Source organism: Psychrobacillus sp. MER TA 171 (assembly GCF_023713305.1).
In the GTDB taxonomy this organism is placed as follows: Bacteria; Bacillota; Bacilli; order Bacillales_A; family Planococcaceae; genus Psychrobacillus.
This window is the reverse complement of the sequence record NZ_JAMAWN010000012.1, coordinates 77,040-99,692: the sequence shown is the minus strand read 5'-3', so window position 1 is coordinate 99,692 and position 22,653 is coordinate 77,040. Positions and strand designations below refer to the sequence as shown.

21 protein-coding genes are annotated in these 22,653 nt (G+C 37.6%); 20 read left to right on the top strand and 1 reads right to left on the bottom strand.

Translation table 11 applies throughout. From position 1 onward, the window contains the following. Nucleotides 1-171 precede the first annotated feature (171 nt). From M3627_RS12680 to M3627_RS12620, 13 genes are all read left to right on the top strand, one after another. Nucleotides 172-378: a helix-turn-helix transcriptional regulator gene (locus M3627_RS12680; protein ID WP_251555979.1), complete on the top strand. Its 207-nt coding sequence runs from the start codon at nt 172-174 to the stop codon at nt 376-378. Further along, nucleotides 375-857 carry a hypothetical protein gene (locus tag M3627_RS12675; RefSeq protein WP_169360813.1) on the top strand — a complete coding sequence of 161 codons (483 nt, stop codon included), beginning with the start codon at nt 375-377 and terminating at the stop codon, nt 855-857. The genes M3627_RS12680 and M3627_RS12675 overlap by 4 nt, the downstream gene beginning before the upstream one ends. 465 nt (nt 858-1,322) lie before the next feature. Further along, entirely contained in the window at nt 1,323-2,993 is a 1,671-nt protein-coding gene (locus M3627_RS12670) for a polysaccharide deacetylase family protein (RefSeq protein ID WP_251555978.1), read from the top strand. An 18-nt stretch (nt 2,994-3,011) separates the two neighbouring features. Further along, a complete protein-coding gene (locus M3627_RS12665) occupies nt 3,012-4,247 on the top strand; it encodes a DegT/DnrJ/EryC1/StrS family aminotransferase (RefSeq protein WP_251555977.1) in 1,236 nt (411 codons plus the stop codon). A 12-nt stretch (nt 4,248-4,259) separates the two neighbouring features. Further along, nucleotides 4,260-6,059 (top strand): hypothetical protein, encoded by a 1,800-nt coding sequence (locus M3627_RS12660; protein ID WP_251555975.1) that lies wholly within the window; start codon nt 4,260-4,262, stop codon nt 6,057-6,059. A 12-nt stretch (nt 6,060-6,071) separates the two neighbouring features. Further along, a complete protein-coding gene (locus tag M3627_RS12655) occupies nt 6,072-7,133 on the top strand; it encodes an alpha/beta hydrolase (RefSeq protein WP_251555973.1) in 1,062 nt (353 codons plus the stop codon). Nucleotides 7,134-7,209: 76 nt separating this feature from the next. Further along, a complete protein-coding gene (locus M3627_RS12650) occupies nt 7,210-8,616 on the top strand; it encodes an extracellular solute-binding protein (RefSeq protein ID WP_251555970.1) in 1,407 nt (468 codons plus the stop codon). Between the two features lie 201 nt (nt 8,617-8,817). Next, on the top strand, nt 8,818-9,459 hold the full coding sequence (locus tag M3627_RS12645) for a YesL family protein (protein ID WP_169360819.1): 642 nt from the start codon (nt 8,818-8,820) through the stop codon (nt 9,457-9,459). Nucleotides 9,460-9,664: 205 nt separating this feature from the next. Further along, nucleotides 9,665-10,561, top strand: a complete 897-nt coding sequence (locus M3627_RS12640) for an ABC transporter permease (protein WP_169360831.1) — start codon at nt 9,665-9,667, stop codon at nt 10,559-10,561. A gap of 72 nt (nt 10,562-10,633) precedes the next feature. Then, nucleotides 10,634-11,506 (top strand): carbohydrate ABC transporter permease, encoded by an 873-nt coding sequence (locus tag M3627_RS12635; protein WP_169360820.1) that lies wholly within the window; start codon nt 10,634-10,636, stop codon nt 11,504-11,506. A 65-nt stretch (nt 11,507-11,571) separates the two neighbouring features. Beyond that, nucleotides 11,572-13,197 carry an extracellular solute-binding protein gene (locus M3627_RS12630; protein WP_251555969.1) on the top strand — a complete coding sequence of 542 codons (1,626 nt, stop codon included), beginning with the start codon at nt 11,572-11,574 and terminating at the stop codon, nt 13,195-13,197. 581 nt (nt 13,198-13,778) lie between these two features. Further along, entirely contained in the window at nt 13,779-14,336 is a 558-nt protein-coding gene (locus M3627_RS12625) for a hypothetical protein (protein ID WP_169360821.1), read from the top strand. Nucleotides 14,337-14,410: 74 nt separating this feature from the next. Beyond that, nucleotides 14,411-14,956 (top strand): ATP-binding protein, encoded by a 546-nt coding sequence (locus M3627_RS12620; RefSeq protein ID WP_446740150.1) that lies wholly within the window; start codon nt 14,411-14,413, stop codon nt 14,954-14,956. Nucleotides 14,957-15,119: 163 nt separating this feature from the next. Here the strand turns inward: M3627_RS12620 and M3627_RS12615 are convergent, their stop codons facing one another. Then, complete coding sequence (locus M3627_RS12615) at nt 15,120-16,016, bottom strand: aldo/keto reductase (RefSeq protein ID WP_169360823.1); 897 nt, start codon at nt 16,014-16,016, stop codon at nt 15,120-15,122. A gap of 68 nt (nt 16,017-16,084) precedes the next feature. Here M3627_RS12615 and M3627_RS12610 point away from each other — a divergent pair, with 68 nt between their 5' ends. The 7 genes from M3627_RS12610 (at nt 16,085) to M3627_RS12580 (ending at nt 21,808) form a co-directional block, all read left to right on the top strand. After that, nucleotides 16,085-16,627: an NUDIX hydrolase gene (locus M3627_RS12610; protein WP_169360824.1), complete on the top strand. Its 543-nt coding sequence runs from the start codon at nt 16,085-16,087 to the stop codon at nt 16,625-16,627. Nucleotides 16,628-16,682: 55 nt separating this feature from the next. Further along, the gene (locus tag M3627_RS12605; RefSeq protein ID WP_169360825.1) at nt 16,683-17,150 is read left to right on the top strand and encodes a hypothetical protein; all 468 of its coding nucleotides are present in this window, start codon (nt 16,683-16,685) and stop codon (nt 17,148-17,150) included. Between the two features lie 85 nt (nt 17,151-17,235). After that, nucleotides 17,236-17,676: a ferric iron uptake transcriptional regulator gene (gene fur, locus M3627_RS12600; RefSeq protein WP_169360826.1), complete on the top strand. Its 441-nt coding sequence runs from the start codon at nt 17,236-17,238 to the stop codon at nt 17,674-17,676. A gap of 68 nt (nt 17,677-17,744) precedes the next feature. Then, complete coding sequence (xerD, locus tag M3627_RS12595; protein WP_169360827.1) at nt 17,745-18,644, top strand: site-specific tyrosine recombinase XerD; 900 nt, start codon at nt 17,745-17,747, stop codon at nt 18,642-18,644. Between the two features lie 72 nt (nt 18,645-18,716). Next, nucleotides 18,717-19,895 carry a phosphopentomutase gene (deoB, locus tag M3627_RS12590; RefSeq protein WP_251555962.1) on the top strand — a complete coding sequence of 393 codons (1,179 nt, stop codon included), beginning with the start codon at nt 18,717-18,719 and terminating at the stop codon, nt 19,893-19,895. Nucleotides 19,896-19,910: 15 nt separating this feature from the next. Then, nucleotides 19,911-21,215 (top strand): pyrimidine-nucleoside phosphorylase, encoded by a 1,305-nt coding sequence (locus M3627_RS12585; RefSeq protein WP_251555958.1) that lies wholly within the window; start codon nt 19,911-19,913, stop codon nt 21,213-21,215. 293 nt (nt 21,216-21,508) lie between these two features. After that, a complete protein-coding gene (locus M3627_RS12580; protein ID WP_353056467.1) occupies nt 21,509-21,808 on the top strand; it encodes a VOC family protein in 300 nt (99 codons plus the stop codon). Nucleotides 21,809-22,653: the final 845 nt, after the last annotated feature.

The window sequence follows — 22,653 nt, the reverse complement described above, 5'->3', positions numbered from 1 at the left end:
CTAGAATTTTGCAGACAGCAAAATTTTAGGGGCCATTTTTGAATCATAATGAGTGAAAATTTATAACGATACTGACCCTTATATTTATCTCCACTTTAATGTAAGAAATACTTTACTTTATGTCTGGTTTACTTTACATTAAAGGTAATTAAAAAACAGTGGAGGGAATAAATGGAGATAAAGAATCGTTTAAAAGAACTGAGAGCAAGGTCTAATCTTACACAAAAGGACTTATCAGAAAAAGTAGGTGTAACGCGTCAGACTATTGTCTCGCTTGAGAAAGGAACCTATGTGCCATCGCTGTTACTCGCGATGAATATAGCGGAAGTGTTTCAGGAGCCAATTGAAAAAATCTTTTTCAAGGGGGATGACAAATGAAGATTGTTCTATTTGAAAGTATCAGCAAAATCATTATTATAGGGGTGCTTGCATTTGCAATGGGATTTGCTTATGAAAACATCTGGTTGATGGATGAATTTGATAGAGGGTTGTCAAACGGTGAAGTTATAAACGTGGATGTAAAATTTAGTTGGTGGCCATTTATCCTCAGTATTTTATTAATGATACTTCAATCAATTCTGTCTCTAAGATTGAAGTCAAAAAAACGGGCAGACATACTTTTGAAGTTTGGAGAATTTCAAGATGGAGATGAACGGGAGCTGAGCATCACCAATAAAGCATCCAGAGCTTCTCATGTTGCTTTTACATTGAGTGCAATTACTGCAATGTTGATTATGGTTCTTTCTACAAATTACATTTATTTACATCCTGCATTTCCTATCTATTTATTTGCAGGAACAATAGCAACTTCAAGCATTGCTTATGCTATAGCATGGTGCGTTGAATATTATAAGTGAATGAGGTTGAGAGAAAGATAAATTAAAGAACCGTGAAATCTGTAGCTTGATTTCACGGTTTATTTGTTTAAGAAGCCAGCTGATTCTTGTAAGACAATCTTTTTGTTCGTAGAGAAGGTTGCGACTCCTAGCGCGTGGGAGAGACTACAGGCTAAGGCCACGTGCCCCCAGGAAAGCGTCCACCGTAGTGGAGAACTACTGGGTTCGAATTTCTTCTCTATTATGAACTTTCAATTAAGCAAAAAATACAGCATTAAAATCTATTAAGCTTGGAGATATATTTCTAAGCTCTTTTTTCTGTTCCTTTTTAAAACCATCTGTAGCTAACATCATCCTAAGACTTTAAAAGTTTATAAAATTTTCAAATAACTAATTGATAAAAATACCCAGTTATACTATGATTATCATAACAATATAATAGACAGGTAATATACATGTCTTTTTTTATAGAGGAGTGACCGTTAAATGAGGATGGCAAAAGTGGGGATTCTTTTAGATAGAGAGGAAACCGAAAAACAGTGGAAGAAAGGGGAAAATGTATTTGACCGCTATTTGGAAGAGATTCTTGATCATGTAAGACTGCCTTATAAAAAAATAGATTCAATCGAGGAGCTTGACTCCTTTGATTTACTGATTGTGGCTTGTTGCCCTAATACAGAAGCTGCTCAAACAAAAATTTTAGATTATGTAGAAAATGGAGGTACAGTAATTTCATATGGCGATCTTCATTGTCTAAAAGAAAGGTTAGGCTTCAGTTCCCATTCTATTCCTGCTATAGGCTATGCAGAGCTTTCTTCTTTTCTTAACCAGTCAACGTCTCTTCGTTATTTACACGCGGATCCATGGGTCTATTTTGGAGATCAGTTAGAGATCCAACAATTTGGAGCGTTACTAGAGGGCAATGGAGATGCCCTGCTTCAAATTAAGTATGGAAAAGGGACCATTGAGCGATGGGCCGTCTCTATTCCCCAAACAATTGTAGGCTTACAGCAAGGTACTGCTCCTATAACAGAAGACGGAGTTCCTGCTCCCGACGGAAGTGCTAACTTGGATGAGGAGATATTAAAGGCGGACGACGGCTTTATGCTCGATTGGGACCTAGACCGAACGGTTACTGAAACAGGTATGCCTTATTTTCCCCATCCGTATGCTGATTTGTGGAGAGAAGCGTTAATAGAGCATTTAGTAAAGTGTGCTCTCGATAAAAATCTTACGCTTCCTTTCATTGATTATTGGCCAGCAGGAGTAGAACATGTTGCTTTAATCTCTCATGATAGTGACTTGAACGTGGACGAATCAGCACAAATAACGTTAGATACCCTAAAGGAAGAAGGCGTGCAATCGACTTGGTGTATGATTGTGCCTGGATATAATCCTTCTATTTACAATCAAATCAAAGCAGATGGGCATGAGCTAGCTCTACACTATAATGCATTAGAATCAGATAATGGAATTTGGTCAGAAAATGCTTTTCATGCCCAACTTACTTGGTTACAACAGACAGTAGGAATTGAACAAGTAACATCCAATAAAAATCACTATACGAGGTTTGAAGGCTGGGGAGAATTTTTTACTTGGTGTGAGAAATATGGAATACAGGCGGATCAATCGAGAGGTCCTAGTAAGAGAGGAAACATCGGCTTCTTATTCGGCACGTGTCAGCCTTATTTCCCTATCGCCTGGGCCGATGAAAAAAATCGAATGTATAATGTGCTAGAAATTGGTTTTCTGACCCAAGACTTGAACCATAATACGTTAGCGGATGCGACGGTTATCGAACCATTTTTGGAAGGGGTCAAAAGAGTGAATGGAGTTGCTCATTTCCTATTTCATCAAATACACATCTATCAGCAACCGCCAGTACGCGAAGCGATTATTCAACTAATCCGTATGGCAAGGCAGCAAGGCTTCTCGTTTTGGACTAGTAAGCAAATTAATGATTGGGAGAGAGCGAGACGCCAGGTTAAAATTATAGATGTATCTGAAGAGAATGGTGTGGTACTTAATGAAAATTCGATTGACGATAAGCTCGTTATTCTAATGCCTGTTACAGAAGAAGGTGCACAAACGGTCAAACGTTTTGGGCTGAACTGTAAGATGGTTTCTGTTACGAATCACCTTTTAAAGGAAGCGTAAAGTTGGAGGGTCTAAAAAATGATAAACAATACTTTAGCGATTTTAGGTGGGCAAAAGGTTAAAACGACTCCATTCGGAACTGGGAAACGCTTTGGTGCAGAGGAAGCAACGGAGCTACTAGGGGCACTAGAGCAAAATACACTCTTTTATCATTTCGGTAGCAAGGTTAAGAAGTTTTTAGCAGATTTTAATGATTTATATAATGTGAAGTATAGTGTGGCTACCTCATCAGGAACTGCTGCGCTGCATGTTGCTCTAGGAGCAGCGGGTGTTACAGTCGGTGACGAGGTCATAACTAGCCCAATTACAGACCAGGGTACTGTAATAGGTATCTTATATCAGAACGCCATTCCTATATTTGCCGATTTAGAGCCAAATAGCTATAACATGACTGCTGAAGCCATTGAAAAGGTAATCTCACCTAAAACAAAGGCGATTATTGTTGTTCATCTTGCTGGAAACCCATGCGACATGGATTCCATAATGGAACTGGCTAGAAAATACAATGTAAAAGTGATAGAGGATTGTGCCCAAAGCTATCTCACTACTTACAAAGGGCACTTAACTGGCACAATTGGTGATTATGGATGCTTTAGTACAAACGACTTTAAGCATATATCAACAGGCGATGGCGGGATTGTTACTGTAAATTCTGGGGATGAGGAAGATTACTTTACCACTCATGCATTTGCAGATAAAAACTATAAAAGACATGACAAGGAAGTTGTAAAAGATATTCTCTATCTGGCACCTAACTATCGCATGACAGAACTTCAAGGTGCTGTTGGTATTGCTCAGTTAAAAAAACTGGAATGGATATGCACGCGAAGAAATGAGCTTGGAGAACGATTGAGTAGTGGATTACAGAACGCTAAGGGTATACGGCCAATGAAAATAACAGCTGGCGGATGGTGCAGCTACTGGTTTTATATGCTAACGCTCGATTTAGATGTGTTAAGCTGCACCCGTGAAGAGTTCTCAGATGCACTTACAGCAGAGGGTATTCCTAATTCACCAGGGTACATTTCACAAGTGTTATATGCACAAAGCCTATTCCAACAAAAACAGGCATACTTAAATAGCGAATATCCATTTAGTCTAGGCGAATATAGTTATGAAGCTGGTAGCTGTCCAAATGCAGAAGAAATTTTGAAGACAGCGATAAGGTTAGATATAAATGAGTTTTTTAGTGATCATGATATAGAGGATATGATTACTGCTTTAAATAAGGTAGCTGCCCATTATTGCGTCTAAAGGAGAGCCTGTATGTATAACAAACTTATAGATCATGGAACTCCGGTTGTCGCGGAGGAGGAGCGAACAGCTGCTATATGTACGAAGGAAGAAGAGAGTAGATTTGTAATTGCAGCCAAGGGATTTGTGTTAATAGTCGATTTAGAAAAGGGAACAAGCAAGCAAGTTTTCTTTCCACTAGCAAATAAGGAATACCCTTTTGCCTCTTTTAGTAGTGGAGGCTTATTTTATACGGGGGCAGGTAAGATGCTGCTCGTGTTAGACCCTTTCAAAGAGTGCTTTGTGGATTATCAAGTAATAGAGAACGGTGAGGAAATAGTCGGTTTTAGCTTTGCAGAGGACAGTGAGGGAATGATTTATTTCACTACATACCCTCACTGTCACTTGCTTTCCTATGATAGCAAATCGCAGCATGTTGCAGATTACGGCTCTATGCATGCCGAGGAAAAATATCCAGGAACAGTAGCTCTTGATACGCACGGATGGGCTTATATGGGAATTGGAACTGAGAAAAGAGATATAATAGCCTACCATTTAATAACTGGCCAGAAAAAGAGTTTGCTTTCCTCTCATCAAAGGCAGAAGGGAGCAGGCTATTTATATCTTGGAACCGATGGTACTGTCTATGGACACATAGAGGCATCCGACTTGAAGAATGTGTTAACGGCCTCTCAGTGGCTAAAGTTTTCTCAGGGAGAATGTAATCCAGCAGCGGACGTTGCACCTTCTAGTTTTGTAGGAACAGGATTTCAAAAAGTCCACATTCCAGATGAATCAAATTATCAGATTGAGCACTACAGCTTATCTGAAGGGCTTGTTCAAATTAGTCATAAGGATAGTGGGATACAGAAAACGATTCATTTAATATACCATTCGGAGGGAGCGGAGCTTTCAAGTCTTTTTCTCGCTCCAGACGGATATATCTATGGTACGTCCATGCACCCTCTACAATTTTTTCGGTATGTTCCAACCAAAAACTCTCTTCAAAATTTTGGAGCACTAGAAAAGGGAGGGGGAGGAAATATTTGTGCCTATGCTTCCCATGAAAATCTGTTAGTGGGAGTGGCATACGCAGGTGGAAAGCTATATGTTCACGATTTAGATCAGCAATCTTCTATTCCTCGTTTAGTTTTAGAAGAGGATCAGATTCATCGACCTCGCTGTGCCCTTGCCTTGAGTGGAACGAAAGAAGTCATATGGGGTGGGTTTCCGGGCTATGGACTAGTTGGTGGTGCCTTGGCAATTTATAATATGGATACAGAAAAGCAGGTCGTAATACGCAATGAAGATATATTACCCTTTCACAGTACTATTTGTCTTAGTGAGCTCAGTAACGGAGATATTATAGGGGGCACAAGTGTAGAGGCACCTGGGGGAGCAGTATCAAAAGAACAGGATGCACGCTTATATGTGCTTGATCGAACAACCATGCAACTAAAATGCAGTTTCGTACCCTTTAAAGGGACACGAGAAATTATTGCTATTTATACAGATATGTATAATCGGGTGCATGGTGTTACTGGGCTAGGAATGTACTTTATATGGGATACTGAAATGAATACTATTCTTTCCGGAAAAGATCTATCCAGTTATGGGGAACCGATTCGTTCAGGCTTTGTTTATGACGAGCCTAATCACACGCTTTACTGTCTTATGTCAGACGCACTTATTGCGATTGATGTTAAGAAACCATGCCCCGAACCAATACTTAAAAAAGGGTTAGTAGCTAAAGCGAGCAGTGGTACTGTTCTATTTAATGGAAGAGTTTACTATGGCAGTGGTAGTCATTTGTATAGTGTAAGTATAGAATGATGGGGTGAAGAAATGTATGCATTGTCCACTTTACATCAACAGGGTGCGCCTTCTCTCTTACGATTAATTGAACGTAAAAGAGATTGGGAGAACAAAAGAGATGCAATCGAAAAAATTTGGCTACAATGTATTGGTGGGCTCCCACCTTTAGTACAAATAAATTTTGATATAATCTCTTGGGAGTCGTATGAGGACTACTATTTATTTAAGATAAAGTACGACACTGTTTTCGACGATACTGTTCCAGCAAACCTGCTAATACCGAAAGCAAGTAACAGCAAAAAAGTTTCTACTAAAGACGACGCCATAGGGGTTTTGAACTCTAGTCACAAACATTATCCCTCCGTTATTGCGCTTCATCCAACGAGCGACAACGGGAAGGATGATGTAAGTACAACAGAGGGACGGCAAAACAGACAATATGGACTTGAGCTTGCTAAGAGAGGCTATGTAGTACTTGCCCCGGATACGATAACAGCTGGAGAACGGGTGCGACAGGACGAAAAGCCTTTTCAGACAGCAAGCTTTGACGCCGCACATCCGAACTGGTCTGCAGTAGCCAAAATGATTGTGGATCATCAGCAAGGAATTAGTCTATTAGAGAGTTTAAGTTGTGTAGATAGCGATAAAATTGGAGTTATTGGACACTCGTTAGGAGGATACAATGGCTACTTTTTAGCTGGAGTGGATCGAAGGATAAAAGCAGTCGTCTGTAGTTGTGGATTTTCCACATTTGCAGGAGATCCGGAGTTACATCGTTGGGGAAAACGAGATTGGTTTAGTCATATCCCCCAGTTAAGTAACTACATAAATGATGATAAGGTTCCTTTTGAATTTACTGAAATAGCTGCATTAGTGGCACCTACACCTTTTTTTCTATGGATGGGGCAAAATGATTCTATTTTCCCGCATTGGAAACCAGCTGCTGAAGGACTTTTTGAACTAAATTCATTGTATAAGTGGATGGATTGTACAGAAAAAATCCAAACGTTAATAGGGAACTCGGGTCATGACTTCCCCTATGAAATTAGACAAGCAGCTTACTTATTTTTAGATAAATGGTTAATGAAATAAAACTACCAACCTTGCACATGTTATGATTGATTCATATCTTTATATAGCGCCAATTTTGGCAGGGGAGTTGTAAGCATTGATAAAACGACAAAGTGACTTTGAAAGTCGTTATAACAAGTTTATCCATGAGGTAAAACAAGAGATTATTACAGGGAAGATTAAACCTGGGGAATTTATATTGCCAGAAAATACATTAAGTAAAGAATATGCGCTTAGTCGAGTTTCCATAAGAAAAGCGTTAGCAGAGCTAGTGGAAGAAGGGCTTATAGAAAAAATAGCAGGAAAGGGAAACCGGGTAACCTTACCTGATGACACACAAAAGCAAACTTTAACGCTCGGTTGGTTTTCTAACTCCTATGAGATTGAGATTATTAATCTAATCATTCAGAGATTTGAACAATTGAATCCTTATATTAAGATAAATCTTGAAATTTTACCAAATGATCAGTACGTTTATAACCTTATGCAGTCATTTAAACACGGTTCTGGCCCGGACGTTTTTATAGTTTCAGACTATCATTATAGACAGCTGATGGAGAAGGATCACTTAGATCTTATAGAACCCTATTTACCAGCGCATATAGATCCGATGAAGGATAGTTATCACCAAGTTTTTCAAATGTTTTCAACGGAAAACAAAATGCATGTAACTCCGTTTGTTTTCTCGCCAGTAATGATTTGCTACAACAAACGGATATTTGAAAAAGCAGGCGTTCTAAACGATTTTCATATAAAAGATTGGAATGATCTGTTAGAGGTCTCCCGAAAAACAACAAATGATCTAAATGAGGATAATTTAGTGAATGAGTATGGTTTTTGTTTTTCGTCCTCGACTAACAGATGGCCAGTTTTTCTATTACAAAATAAAGGAAGCTTTAAGGATTCCACAGGAACTAAGCCGGTGATGAACAGTAAGGAAAATATAGAAGCGTTAGAGTTTTGTGTTGATTTAATGTACAAACATCAGGTATCCCCTATTTTTTCACATGGTAGCAACGACCTCGCTGAGAACCTGTTTATGCGAGAAGGGGCAGCGATGATCTTAACTACCTATTATTTTATGAATGAATTCAGAGACCATAAGATACAATGGGATGTAATTCCACCGCCTAAAAATAAAGATGCAGGCACACTTTTACTTGGAGGGGCACTTGGTGTCCATGTAGATAGTCCAAATAAGCCAGCCGCACATGCACTGATCGATTTTATGGTTAGTGAAGAGGCGCAAATATTGATAAAGAAAAATGGATGTACGATTCCAATGTTGCGAAAGGTTGCAGAAGACAATACACTCCTCCAGCCGGATATTCATCCAGAGCATTACAATGCCTTTATTGAAACGATGCCAGACGCTAAAACGATCAAGGATTTACACCTAACGATTGAAGAATTTGAGTTAATTGAACGAGAAATGCATTTTTTATGGGCAAATATGGAGAAACCAGAGGAAACATGCCAAAGAATACAACAGCTTTTAGAATAAGATTAAGTAATCATTTATTGGTACCAGAGGTGGAATTGAAACTTTCGAGCCACTAGCCTAAAAATATGAATTCTATTATATAAAAAGTATGATTCATAAAATGAATTCATAAAGTAATAAGAAATAAATAAGAGATTGTTGAAGATTTTAGATGGAGAAGATTGAATCTTTAAAAGGTTAGATAAACAAGAGGTGAATGGTATGGAGCTGACAGGCTGGAGAGGAACGCTATATCGATATATGGACTGGGGAATGCGGCTTGCCTATATAAACATCCTTTGGTTAGGCGGAATCATCTTAGGTCTAGGCGTTGTAGGTTTTTTCCCAGCTACAGTTGCTATGCTATCGGTTATACGCAAATGGAGCTATGGTGAAGAGGATATAAAAACCTTTCGTTACTTCAATGATATATATAGAAAAGAATTATTAAAATCTAATATCTATGGTTATATTTGGCTGATTATAGGCGTTATTCTTTTCGTAGATTTGCAGTTTTTTCGTAGCCTGCCAAATATAGCAGCCTTAATAGCATCATTTTTCTTCTTTATATTAGGTGTAATTTATTTGATCGCTTTATTGTATGCTTTTCCACTTTATGTCGGTTATCAGATGAAGCTTTCCCAGTATTTTAAGGATTGTATTTATATCGTTTTGGCCCATCCTTTGTTTGCGGTGTTCATGGTTTTAGGTTTTTATTTCCCCTATTATTTAGTCATGAAAATTCCTGGACTCATACCTTTTTATAGCGGAAGTTTAATAGGCGTTACTTTAATATTTCTATCCAATAAACTGTTTAAAATTATTGAATCAAAACAGCAAGAGCCCATTGAATATAAGAAATAAATAATTTTAGAAAAATATTGAATAAATGTAAAAATTAAACTAAAATTGGTAATATAAATACAGGTATTATACAGGTAAATAAATTGGCAAAAAGCTTCAAGGAAAGGGGAAATAAGTTATTGTTACTCAAAATAAAGACGCTGAGACAGTTGTTCCGACATTAGCTCACGTCAAGGAAAAACCAAAGCCCCCAAATAAAAATTCTATTAAGCAAAAACTGTGGCGGGATCGGTATCTATTGCTACTTCTTTTGCCAGGTGCCCTTTACTTTTTAATCTATCGATATATTCCGATGATTGGATTATTGTTAGCATTTAAAGATTATAGTCCATTCCAAGGATTTCTTAAGAGCCCTTGGGTTGGATTAAAACATTTTCAATCCATTTTTGAAGACTCGGAGGTTATACAAGTAATTTGGAATACACTTCAGATTTCCATGTTACAAATTATTTTTGCATTTCCTATTTCCATTATTTTAGCACTTATGCTGAATGAGTTAAGAAACCAAATGTATAAACGATTTCTGCAGTCTGTTGTATATATGCCTCATTTTCTTTCTTGGGTTGTGGTAGTTGGAATAACTGTTATCTTTCTACGAAGTGAAGGTTTAATAAATAACTTTCTTGGATCTTTTCTAGATATGAATCCTATACCTTTTCTAACGGATCCGGCACTGTTTAAACCGATTGTTGTATTGCAGGTCATCTGGAAGGAGTCTGGATGGGGTACTATATTGTTTCTAGCTGCCTTATCCGGCATCAGCCCTCATCTATATGAGGCAGCTGTCATGGATGGTGCGAGTCGCATGAGACAAATTTGGCATATAACATTGCCTGCATTAAAAAGTACGATTGTTATTTTATTAATCCTTCGTTTAGGAAACGTGATGGATAGTGGTTTTGAACAAATCTTTCTAATGCTAAATCCTTTTAATATGGAATCGGGTAATGTTCTCGATACGTATGTTTATTTTAAAGGAATACAGCAGGCGAATTTTAGTTTTGCAACCGCTGTTGGTCTATTTAAAGGAATAATTGGCTTGATTTTAGTGGTTCTTGCAAATAGGCTTGCTAAACGATTTGGTGAGGAAGGTCTATATTGACCATATGAAAGATTGAAAGATTCAAGATGACATGTCTTTATGGGAGACTCTCGTCTGGAAGGGGGTATGTTCATGTTTAGGTCTTCAGGGGAAAAAGTAATGGATTTTTTCAATGGTACAGTTCTCTTGATTATAGCAGCAGCCATGCTTTTTCCTTTTCTATATATTTTCTCGGTTTCGTTTTCTAGTGTTAGTGATGTATTAAATAGTGATTTCTTGTTATGGCCAAAGGAATGGGTGACTGATGCTTATACGTATATATTAGGCTCTGATCAATTTATTCGTTCGTTGTTCGTAACGGTCTATATTACTGTCGTTGGAACATTAGTAAATCTATTTTTTACTACGACGATGGCTTACTCGCTAACTAGAAATATTTTAGGGCAACGAACAATTCTTTTTCTAGTATTGTTTACGATGCTATTTTCAGCAGGGATGATCCCTACCTATATTATTGTAAAGGAAACGGGATTATTAAATTCCTTATGGGCTCTTATAATTCCTGTGGCGATTAGTCCATTTAATCTGATCATTATTACACAGTTTTTTAAAGGAATTCCAGAGGAACTGACAGAGGCGGCATTAATAGACGGTGCAAACGATATCCAAATATTTACTCGCATTATTTTACCTTTGTCGAAGCCAGCCTTGGCAGCATTCGGTTTATTTTACGCAGTAGGTCATTGGAACAGTTATTTCTCAGGGGTTCTATATTTAAATGATCCTGCAAAATGGCCGATTCAAGTAATTTTAAGGCAAATTGTAATAGTCAATGAGCCTAATGCGGCACTAGGGGGGCATGCAGCAATGCTGGAAAATCTTCCACCTCCTGAAACCGTTCAGATGGCTGCTATATTGTTAGCTACTTTACCGATTTTAATCGTCTATCCATTCTTACAAAAACACTTTGCTAAAGGAGTGATGCTTGGATCTGTTAAGGGGTGACTTTCTATCGCAATGGACATCGAGAATTTATTTACACCAGACAAAATAGTAATGGAGGGGTTAATGTGAGAAGTAAGCAGTGGTTTTATGGTTTTCTAATTCTTATCATTGGTCTAATTTTAGTAGCTTGTACCGATGAAAATGCCCAAACTGAACCAGCGAAAGAGCCGGAAAAAGAGACAAATAGTGCAGAACCAAACAAAGAGGAACCAGCAGTAGATCCGTTTGATCATACAGAAAAGTACACGATTACGGGAATGACATTTCGTTTCGGTGATCCACCACCACTGAAAAGCCCGGGTCTTGATATGATAAATGAACGCTTTAACGTGGACTATAAGCCGGAAATTATTCCTCAGGGGGACTATATTGAAAAGTCGTCTGCTATAGTTGCTTCTGGATCTATGCCAGACCTAATCGGATTTCCAGGAACAGACACTCGTTTTTATCAATGGGCAGAGCAGGGAGCATTCCTGCCTTTAGATGATTATCTTAAGCATTATGACACACTAGGGAAAATCCCAGAATACGTTTACAACTCTTTTAAAGTGAACGGGAAGATCTATGGTATTCCACGTTACTCTCAACCGTACCCTGTAACACCAGTTATTCGTAAGGATTGGTTAGATAAGCTTGGTTTAGAAGTTCCTACTTCTTATGAAGAACTGGAGAAGGTAGCGATAGCTTTTACGAAGGAAGATCCAGATGGTAATGGAAAAGATGATACTTACGGCGTTGCAATTGGGGAAAATATTAACCCGAATTTTAATATGGGAACTTACTGGGACTTTAACGCTTGGTATCACCAAGATAAAGAAGGAAATTACATCCCAGGAATTATTTCTGACGGTAGAAAAGACTTGATCCAATTTTTTGCTAACCTTTATAAAGAAGGAGCGATGACGAAGGATTTTGCAGTTCTTGATTGGGCTAGCACGAACACGGAGTTTTACTCTGGAAAAGCTGGAATCTTTGTTGGGGGAGTTTCAGGTATGTCTGAGGCCTATTTCGAAGGTCTTTTAGCAGCAAATCCAGATGCACATTTAATAGCAATACCTCCTTTTGAGGCTCCAGATAAATCCAAGGGCTTCACGATTGGATCTGGTTATTCAGGTATTTTAGCTTTAAATGCTAACATGGCTGGAGACGAAGGTAAGATTTTCCGTGCTTTAGAAATGGTTGACTTTGGTAAAACATATTACCCAAGGGATACAAAAAATCCGGATAACGCTGATTTTGATTTCTATTTAGGTGGAGAAGGAAAAGGGTATAACATGGAAAATGGGCAGGCAGTTCAATTGCCAAACTTCTCATCTGATGGACTTTCACCTTCGACTTACTTCTTAGACAATCGTGAGCAAGTACCAGAAGATGCAAATATCACATATGCAGATGATTACAAGATGCCAGAAATGAAGGAAATGGTTCAATCTCTTCAGGAAATGTTTGAATCTAACAAGCTTTATGTAGATCCTTCATACGGAGTAATGTCTCCAACAAATCAGGAGAAAGGCACTGATTTAACACAGTTCATCATGAACGAGCAAGCAAAAATGATTGCTGGCCAAAGACCAATCTCTGAATGGGATAGCTTGGTTGAGGAATACATGAAACGTGGAGGAGAACAAATTATTAAGGAAACAAACGAAGGAATTAAGGCAAAGGGCTACACAGAAAGAGAATGGAAATAATATAAAAAGAGAGCAGCTCCAAAAGTCATTTGAAGACTTTGGTGCTGCTTTTTTATTTTTGAGAAAGCTATGTAAAAGGGTATGGTTGATTAATGTTGCAAGGAATCTTTAAGTCAGAAAGTAGAATTGATTTTTCACACCAGCCGGACGCTTTTTCGCGGAGTGAGCGATAATCCATCACCCATCGCTTACGTGTGTGGCTGTGATGGCTTATGTGTCTCACTCATCCCTGCTTATGTCGCCGTCTGGTGCTCCAATCAATAAATGGAAACGGCTTTAATTCATCGATAAAGTGCTTATAAATTTACTTGCATAAACAAAATTTATGTTCTTAATAGTCATTTGAATGCACTTCTGTAATGTTTACAATCACTTTAAAAAAAGAAGTTTTAATCAAAATTAACCAATAACTTTAACAAAGCTTTAGAAATAAACAAATATTGACTTCGTTTAAGAAATTTAACTTTCTAATGCAGAACTCTCATTTATTTATTGAATATTTTGAAACTAAAATTTTAGATATACGTAAATTTATGACGAGAAAGTTATTATACTTTCATATAGCAAAGGGGGAATGATTAATGAAGAAAAAATTACTTTTGGTTTTTATAGTGTTACTGCTACAGACAGGCTGCTCATATACTTTTAGCATAAATAGTACGGAGGACTTTATAGAAAGCGTTCCACATCCAAATTCAACTGAGATATTGGATAAACTGCAAAAGGAAGATTATGAAGTTGTGTTTTATGAAGATGAAACAGGATTCCGTACTGGATATAAAAAGTCGGTTGATGAATATTGGACACATACTGGAAACGGTGAGATAGATCCTGGTGACGGTATGGACTGGGTAATGTTTAATAATCCAAAAGTACCTTTAACATTGTTTGGAGGAATTATCACAAATGATCAAATTACAACCGTGCTTGTGAAGCAAAAAACAATAGAGAAGGGAGCTACAATTGTTGAGATTTCTGAAGGATTAAGATGTTGGTTTGTTACCTTTGATGCTTTAGAAGAAGCAGATGCTGGGGAACCCGACCCATTGAAAATCGAAGCATTTGATAGTAATGGAAATGTTTTATGGAAAGAGGGTGTTTATGAAGGTGGGCATTTTAGTGGGAAAATAACTAATTAAATTCTACTTTCTCATCCAATTACTTATAGAACTAATTAAAGAGCCGTTATACGATGTTATGGGGGACAAAACTAGTGAAAATACATATATTTGGTGCTTCTGGATCTGGAACAACTACCTTAGCGAAAGCATTATCCGATGAAATTTGCTGGACCCATTTGGACACAGATGATTATTTTTGGTTAACAAAATATACAGAGATAAGAGAACTGGAAGAAAGAAAAGACCTCCTGGAAAGAGATTTAAACTCACATGGAAATTCAATCTTATCTGGAGCAGTATGTGGTTGGGGAGAAGATTTAAAAACTTATTTTGATGTGGTCATTTTTTTATGGATACCACCGAATATTAGATTAGAAAGACTTGAAAAAAGAGAGTTTCAAAGATACGGAAATGATATTTTAGCAGGTGGACCCAAGCACGAACAATACAAGGAGTTTATGGAGTGGGCTGGGCTATATGATCATGCAGGAATGGAAGTGAGAAGTAAAGCTTTACATGAAGAATGGTTGACGACATTGACATGTCCAGTTTTGCGGATAGAAGGAGATTATACTGTCCAAGAACGTGTAGATATGACAAAGAGCTTTTTGCAGCAAAAATATGGATTACTACAATAACCTTCTAGATTACTACAATGACCGAATGGATTACTACAATCAGAAGATACTTTACGACAATCAGTGAACATTTTACGACAATCAACCAATTATTTACGATAATCCTCCTTTTCATAAGAAAAGCTCCTTGATTTGAACAAATTCAAGGAGTCTATTGCTATTTTTATATTCGATGCTCTGTATAAGTAGATATTTTAGTTATTTCAGAAGCTTTTGCTAGTAATTCATCAGGTATCTTAGCTTGATACGCTTCAATTGTCTCCATTAATTGTTCAGATGAGCTTGCTCCAACGATTGCAGCACCACTTTGCAGGACATAGTGAAGAGCTATGCTAGTTAGTGATGCATCTAAAGACTTTAGTTCCCCTATCGTGTCTAGTAGCTCCTTGTTTGTATAAGAGAGGTAGTCGCCCGCTTTTTTAGCACGAATAAGCCCTTCATCTTCGGTCAGCATACCTTTTGCAAGCGAGCCTCTACTAAGCAGGGTAGTCCTGTTTTGTTCCAGTAAGTGTAACCACTCCTCTGGTCTTCTATCTAGCAAGCTATATTGCATCATAACCGATACTGCATTGCTTTTTTGTAGGAAGCGGTTAATAACATTCGGTCTGATAGAAGAGATGCCGTATTCTCTAATTAGGCCTTCCTTTTTTAAAGATTCCATCGTATCGATCACTTCATCCACATTGTCATCCATTGTCCCGCCGTGTAGCTGGTACACATCAATATAATCTGTTTGAAGGCGTTTTAGGGATTCATGTATCGCCGTTTGAATCCATTCTTTTGAGGCATCCCAATGCCAGCCATCACCATTTTCGTTTAGTCGATTACCGACCTTAGAGGCAATAACTATGTCCTGACGATGAGGTTTAAGAAGAGTACCTAGAATCTTTTCGTTTTCTCCACGGTCATACAAATCTGCCGTGTCATAATACGTAATACCATGTTCCATAGCCGTTTGAATAATCTTTTCGGCTTCTGTAATGTTTGTGGGTAGTGACATACAACCAAGTCCGATTTCTGAAATAGAGATTTCACTTTTTCCTAATTGTCTTTTTTCCAAGATTATCACTTCCTTTCCTACATGGTACAATGAGAATTAGATAGATTCAAATGAGAGGAAGAAAATTAATGAAAAAATTTGAAGAAAAAACAGTTACAACTGATTTAAAATATACTGGTCGAATTATTACATTACAGGTAGATGATGTTCTTTTACCGAATGGGAAGCAAGGTAAAAGAGAGATTGTGAAGCACCCGGGAGCAGTTGCAGTAATAGCTGTAACTGACGATAAAAAAATAATTTTAGTAGAACAGTATAGAAAAGCACTGGAACGCTCTATTATTGAAATACCGGCTGGTAAAATTGAGCCAAATGAGGCCCCAGAGCTTACAGCAATGCGAGAGCTTGAAGAGGAGACAGGCTATACTTGTAGTAATCTGAAGTATATACAATCTTTTGCAACCTCACCTGGATTTGCTGATGAGATTATACACCTTTACTTGGCTGAAAATATTGTGAAAATGGAGAATCCAGCTGATTTAGACGAGGATGAGTTCGTTGAATTATTGCATGTCAGTCTTGAAGATATGGAACAAATGGTAATCTCTCAACAGATCTTTGATGCAAAAACAGCTTTCGCGTATATTTGGTTAAAAGATTATTTAAAATAAGCATGTTTGAACCTAGTACAAGCATAAGATGAAAATAGATAGGGGGGATTCCAAGTTGAACCAGTCTTATACTATTTTCGTATCTTTTTGTGTACTAGTAGTTAGTTTTATAGGAGGATTAATACTTTTTGAACGTAGCTCACCAGAACAGCAGCAGTGGATTATCAACCTTTTGGATGCACGAGTCTTATTGGAAGGGCCACCTAGTTTCCTAGAGACGATTTTTCCTCACTTGATGATTGCGGTCGTTTTTTTCTTGTTTTATCAGCATCGCTACTTACAAAGATTCATCTTAGTCATTTGTGCATTCAAAATTACCTTTTATGGATTCTGTTCCAGTTTTTTGCTGCAAACTCAAGAAAGTACTTTTCCGTATGTATTTTGGTGGTTCCCATTTCAACTCGTCTACTGTATCCTATTACTTGCATTGGCAAGAAGAGTAAATCTCTTTACACTTGGCTTCTATATAATTACTATTATAATAGAGTTTATTCTTTTACCATTTATCGTATTTAATAATTAGTATTTATTAATAATTATTATTATGTGAATCTCTTGTAATGAGAAAACACTTCTTGTTATAATAGTGGTAGTTAAGGAGGCGTCATATGGAGAGCCGTATTGATCGTATTAAAAAACAATTATCTGGTGCGGGCTATAAACTGACGCCACAGCGTGAAGCGACAGTTCGAGTATTGCTTGAAAATGAAGAAGATCATTTGAGTGCGGAGGATGTTTTTCTACTAGTTAGAGAAAAATCACCTGATATAGGACTAGCGACTGTTTATCGAACATTAGAGTTATTAAATGAATTGAATGTAGTAGATAAAATTCAATTTGGAGATGGCGTATCACGCTATGACTTAAGACAAGAAGGCGCTGCACATTTTCATCATCATCTTGTATGTATCGAATGCGGAGCTGTGGATGAAATTCAAGAGGACTTGCTAGAGGATGTAGAGGCAATCGTGGAAAAAAGATGGAATTTTATTATAAAAGATCATCGTTTAACGTTCCATGGGATCTGCCATCGTTGCCAAGATAAATAACCAAAAAGGATAGCTAAAATATGCTATCCTTTTTTTAATTGCATAATTATTTAATAGGAGGTTTTTTGATGAAAGAGGGTCTGCTTCATTTAGAAGATTATTTGCATTTCCTCCGCATAGAACGACAGCTAGCAGAGAATACATTAGTTTCCTATAAAAATGATTTAACGGAATATTTAAAGTCTATATTTACCATACAGCAATTAAGTAGTTTATCAGTCGTTGAACGGCATCATATCATTTTACATTTAAGAGATTTAAAGGAACAAGGCAAATCAGCTCGAACAGTTTCTCGACATATTTCGTCTATCCGTTCCTTTCATCAGTTTTTGTTGCGGGATAAAGTGACAACAACCGACCCTACTATTCATTTAGAGCTTCCTCAACTAGAGCAGAAGCTACCGAACTTTTTGTCAGTTGAGGAGTTGAACACCCTTTTAGCGAGCATTGATGTGTCCAAGCCCCAGGGAGTGAGAGACCTCGCAATGTTTGAACTTATGTATGCAAGTGGTATGCGTATAAGTGAGTGTCTAAATTTAAATTTAGAGGATTTACATTTGTCGATGGGATTTGTCCGTGTGTTTGGTAAGGGAGGGAAGGAACGTATTATTCCACTTGGTGGAGCAGCATTGCGTGCCTGTAGCAATTATATCGAACATGCACGACCTGCACTACTCAAAAAAGAACGTACAGATGCTATTTTTATCAATCAAAGAGGGAAACGTTTAACAAGACAGGGAATATGGAAATTACTAAACAAGCATGTCCTTGCTGCTGGCATTAAAAAAGAAATTACACCACATATTTTACGGCATTCTTTTGCCACTCACTTGATTGAGAATGGGGCAGATCTAAGAGCTGTTCAGGAAATGTTAGGACATGCTGACATCTCTACGACACAGATTTACACCCACGTAAGTAAAAAGCGATTAAAAGAAGTTTACAAACAATACCATCCTCGTGCATAATGTCAGAGGTCTGACATTTATTTTCGGAGATTTTTTGGTACACTAATAAAGAACAAGTAGGAGGTAGAAATTATGGGAAAATTTAAACGTATACATGTCATTGTGATGGACTCTGTCGGAATTGGTGAAGCACCAGATGCTGCAGCCTTCGGTGACGTTGGCTCACATACACTTGGACACATTGCAGAAAAAATGAATGGATTGAAAATGCCAGAAATGCAAAAGCTAGGGCTAGGAAATATTGAAGCTATTAAAGGTATTGCTCCAGCAGATCAACCAACAGCTTATTACGGGAAGATGCAAGAAGCTTCTGTCGGTAAAGATACGATGACTGGCCACTGGGAGATTATGGGGTTAAATATCGACAAACCATTTAAAGTATATCCAAACGGATTTCCTGAAGAGCTTATCACTGCTTTAGAGGAGAAAACAGGGCGTAAGGTAATTGGTAACAAGCCAGCGAGTGGTACAGAGATTTTAGACGAGCTAGGGGAAGAGCATATGAAAACGGGAGCAATAATCGTTTATACTTCCGCTGATCCAGTTCTTCAAATTGCTGCACACGAAGAAGTGGTTCCATTAGAAGAATTATACCGAATTTGTGAAATCGCAAGAGAATTGACGTTGTCTCCTGAATTTTTAGTTGGTCGTATCATTGCACGTCCATTTATTGGAGAGCCAGGAAGCTTTGTTCGTACTTCAAATCGTCATGACTATGCTCTAAAACCGTTCGCTCGTACAGCAATGAATGAATTGCAAGATGCTGGTTTAGAAGTAATGGCGATTGGTAAAATTAATGACATTTTTAATGGGGAAGGTATTACTTCCACAGTTAGAACAAAAGATAACATGGATGGTATGGACAAATTTATCGAAACGTTGGATAAAGACTTTACAGGTATTAGTTTCTTAAACCTAGTAGACTTCGATGCTTTATATGGTCACCGCAGAGATCCAATTGGCTACGGTAAGGCTCTAGAAGAGTTCGATGCTCGCTTGAAGGAAGCGCTTCCTAAGCTAACAAGTGATGATTTATTAATCATTACAGCTGATCACGGAAACGACCCTACAATGCCAGGAACAGACCATACGCGTGAATTTGTTCCATTAACTGTTTATTCACCTAGATTTACAGAAATTAAAGAATTGCCTTTACGTATGACATTTGCAGATATAGGAGCAACAATTGCAGATAATTTTGATGTAAAGCCAACTGCATTTGGTGAAAGCTTCCTATCTTTATTAAAATAAAGGACGTGTATGAAAATGAGAATGAATGACATTATTGAAAAGAAAAGAGATGGCCATGCTCTAACAAAAGAGGAAATTAGTTTCTTTATTGATGGCTATACAAACGGTTCTATTCCTGATTATCAAGCTAGTGCATTACTAATGGCAATCTACTTCAAAGATATGAATGATGAGGAACGTGCCAACCTAACGATGGCTATGGTTAACTCAGGAGAACAAATTGACCTATCAGCGATCGAGGGTGTAAAAGTTGATAAGCATTCTACTGGTGGGGTAGGCGACACAACTACTTTAGTTTTAGGACCTCTAGTAGCTGCTTGTGGCGTTCCAGTAGCAAAAATGAGTGGACGCGGTTTAGGTCACACTGGTGGAACAATAGACAAGCTAGAAGCAATTGAAGGCTTCCACGTAGAATTATCTTCTGAGCAATTTGTAAAACAAGTAAATGAAATAAAAGTGGCTGTAATCGGTCAAAGCGGTAACTTGACTCCAGCAGATAAAAAACTGTATGCACTTAGAGATGTAACGTCAACAGTTAATAGCATTCCGCTTATTGCAAGCTCTATAATGAGTAAAAAAATTGCAGCAGGTGCTGGTGCAATTGTGCTTGACGTTAAAACTGGTGGTGGAGCATTCATGAAAACGGCTGAAGATGCTCGTAACCTAGCAAAAGCTATGGTGCAAATCGGTAATAGTGTTGGACGTCAAACAATGGCAATTATTTCTGACATGAGTCAACCACTAGGCCGAGCAATCGGAAACGCTCTAGAGGTACAGGAAGCGATTGATACGCTTAAAGGAAATGGCCCAGAGGATTTAACGGAACTGTGCTTAACTTTAGGTAGTCAAATGGTTGTCGTTGGAGAAAAAGCAGAGACGTTAGAAGAAGCTCGAGCAATGCTGAAAAAGGTAATCGACGATGGATCTGCTTTAGAAATCTTTAAGCAATTCATCAAATGGCAAGGCGGAAATGAAAATGTAGTCGATAACACTGATTTGCTACCTAAGGCTGCTTTTGTTACAGAATTAACTGCTAAGGAAGCAGGCTACGTAACTTATATGGAAGCGGATGAAATTGGTACTGCAGCTATGTTACTAGGAGCTGGCAGAGCAACGAAAGAGTCAGAAATCGATTTAGCAGTAGGAATTATCCTTAACAAAAAGGTAGGAGATCGTGTAGAAAAAGGCGAATCACTAGCTACCATCCATGCTAACTCTGAAGATATCCAAGATGTTGTCAATAAATTGCACAAAAACATCCAAATTGAAGCAGCACAAAAAGATGCACCGCCTTTAATTTATGAAGTAATCACAGAATAACAGTAAAATCTTTCTCGAAATTGATAAGACCCTGATAACTTTACTAACATAAGGTTTTCAGGGTCTTATTTGTCTAATATTACAATCCTTCGTGATTCATCGGTTGAACTACAGGAAATTGAAACTTTGATGTGCTCAGTTTCTACACTCAATAAAAAACATCATCACGATGTTTTTACTTTTCTTATTTCATTTAGGCGGTCTTCCAAGAAGGGATTAATACCCCTTTTGTTGAACCTATTTACTAAATGGACAGCTTAGTGGAAAAGGAACGAAAATAGAATGGGGGGGTAATTATAGCAAAGCGATGGGGATTTACATATATATTTTGTAACGACTTGGAGAAAATGAAGTGGTTTTACTCAGACATACTTCAGTTAATACTCATATGGGATGATAAAGGTTCCATAGGTTTTAAAATTGGTGAACACCAATTAAGTATTGATTACAATGAAGAATTTAACCCACCATCAAGCAAGTTTTCCATTCAACCAGGATGGAAAGGTGGAACAGAACCAAGGATAGGTTGGTCGTTAGAATGTGATAAAGATAATTATAAAAAAATTGTAAATTCTGTATTAAAAATGATATAACAAAATATTACAATAAGCCCATATGGAAGGGATATTGGAGTTTTCCTATTTTAGACCCTATGAATAATACAATAGAAATTACATGTACTGAAAAGATTATGAACTAAAAATTACGACATGAATTTTTTAACATAGCCATTTTCTTCTAGAGGATAATTTATGTGTTTACCTTGAATGGTCAAAAGTTAATTGTAAGTCACTCACCTTGAGCTCATTTAACCCTGAGCTTATTTTAGGAAGAAGAGAAATTTATTCATTCATTTATATTTTTTAGAATCACTTTCATAAATTAGTGATTTACCATTCCCATACAACATATTCTCCTGTTGATTGAAGCGGCAGGCGGCGACTCCAGCGGGAGGAGGGAGACAGATAAGACATCACAACCGCGCGCGTAAGCGACGGGTGATGGCTTATCGCTCCCCCCCGCGGAAAGCGTCCGAGATATGAGCGAAAATCAATTCTACTTTCCTCTTTAAAATGCAGACGATTTACATTTTTCTTTTTATTATTTCTGTTTTTCCTCGCTCCCCCCGCGAAAAAGCGTCCGACTAGAGCGGAAATCAATTCTACTTTATATGTTAATTGCTTAATATGTCCTTATTCAGTCCTGATATTTCTTTAAAAATAGCATAATAAAATTGATTCATATAAGCAGCAATCTAAGATTTAAAAATATCTTAAATTGCTGTCTTTTTATTGTTTAAAAAATGTTTAATTTACCCATACTTGATGTGTATAGACCTTTTGTCGAAAATCTTCTAAATTGCGATGATTTCTTCTACTTTTGTCAGTTGCAAAGGATTATAGAATTCTATGTGGAATTGCGTTTTATGAGGAGGCGA

Excerpts from the sequence above, each read along its gene's own strand:
- M3627_RS12645 (WP_169360819.1), top strand. The coding sequence starts at position 8,818 with ATGGAGCTGACAGGCTGGAGAGGAACGCTATATCGATATATGGACTGG.
- xerD (WP_169360827.1), top strand. The coding sequence starts at position 17,745 with ATGAAAGAGGGTCTGCTTCATTTAGAAGATTATTTGCATTTCCTCCGC.
- M3627_RS12675 (WP_169360813.1), top strand. The coding sequence starts at position 375 with ATGAAGATTGTTCTATTTGAAAGTATCAGCAAAATCATTATTATAGGG.
- M3627_RS12625 (WP_169360821.1), top strand. The coding sequence starts at position 13,779 with ATGAAGAAAAAATTACTTTTGGTTTTTATAGTGTTACTGCTACAGACA.
- M3627_RS12635 (WP_169360820.1), top strand. The coding sequence starts at position 10,634 with ATGTTTAGGTCTTCAGGGGAAAAAGTAATGGATTTTTTCAATGGTACA.
- M3627_RS12665 (WP_251555977.1), top strand. The coding sequence starts at position 3,012 with ATGATAAACAATACTTTAGCGATTTTAGGTGGGCAAAAGGTTAAAACG.
- M3627_RS12680 (WP_251555979.1), top strand. The coding sequence starts at position 172 with ATGGAGATAAAGAATCGTTTAAAAGAACTGAGAGCAAGGTCTAATCTT.
- M3627_RS12660 (WP_251555975.1), top strand. The coding sequence starts at position 4,260 with ATGTATAACAAACTTATAGATCATGGAACTCCGGTTGTCGCGGAGGAG.
- M3627_RS12610 (WP_169360824.1), top strand. The coding sequence starts at position 16,085 with ATGAAAAAATTTGAAGAAAAAACAGTTACAACTGATTTAAAATATACT.
- fur (WP_169360826.1), top strand. The coding sequence starts at position 17,236 with ATGGAGAGCCGTATTGATCGTATTAAAAAACAATTATCTGGTGCGGGC.
- M3627_RS12670 (WP_251555978.1), top strand. The coding sequence starts at position 1,323 with ATGAGGATGGCAAAAGTGGGGATTCTTTTAGATAGAGAGGAAACCGAA.
- M3627_RS12585 (WP_251555958.1), top strand. The coding sequence starts at position 19,911 with ATGAGAATGAATGACATTATTGAAAAGAAAAGAGATGGCCATGCTCTA.
- M3627_RS12655 (WP_251555973.1), top strand. The coding sequence starts at position 6,072 with ATGTATGCATTGTCCACTTTACATCAACAGGGTGCGCCTTCTCTCTTA.
- deoB (WP_251555962.1), top strand. The coding sequence starts at position 18,717 with ATGGGAAAATTTAAACGTATACATGTCATTGTGATGGACTCTGTCGGA.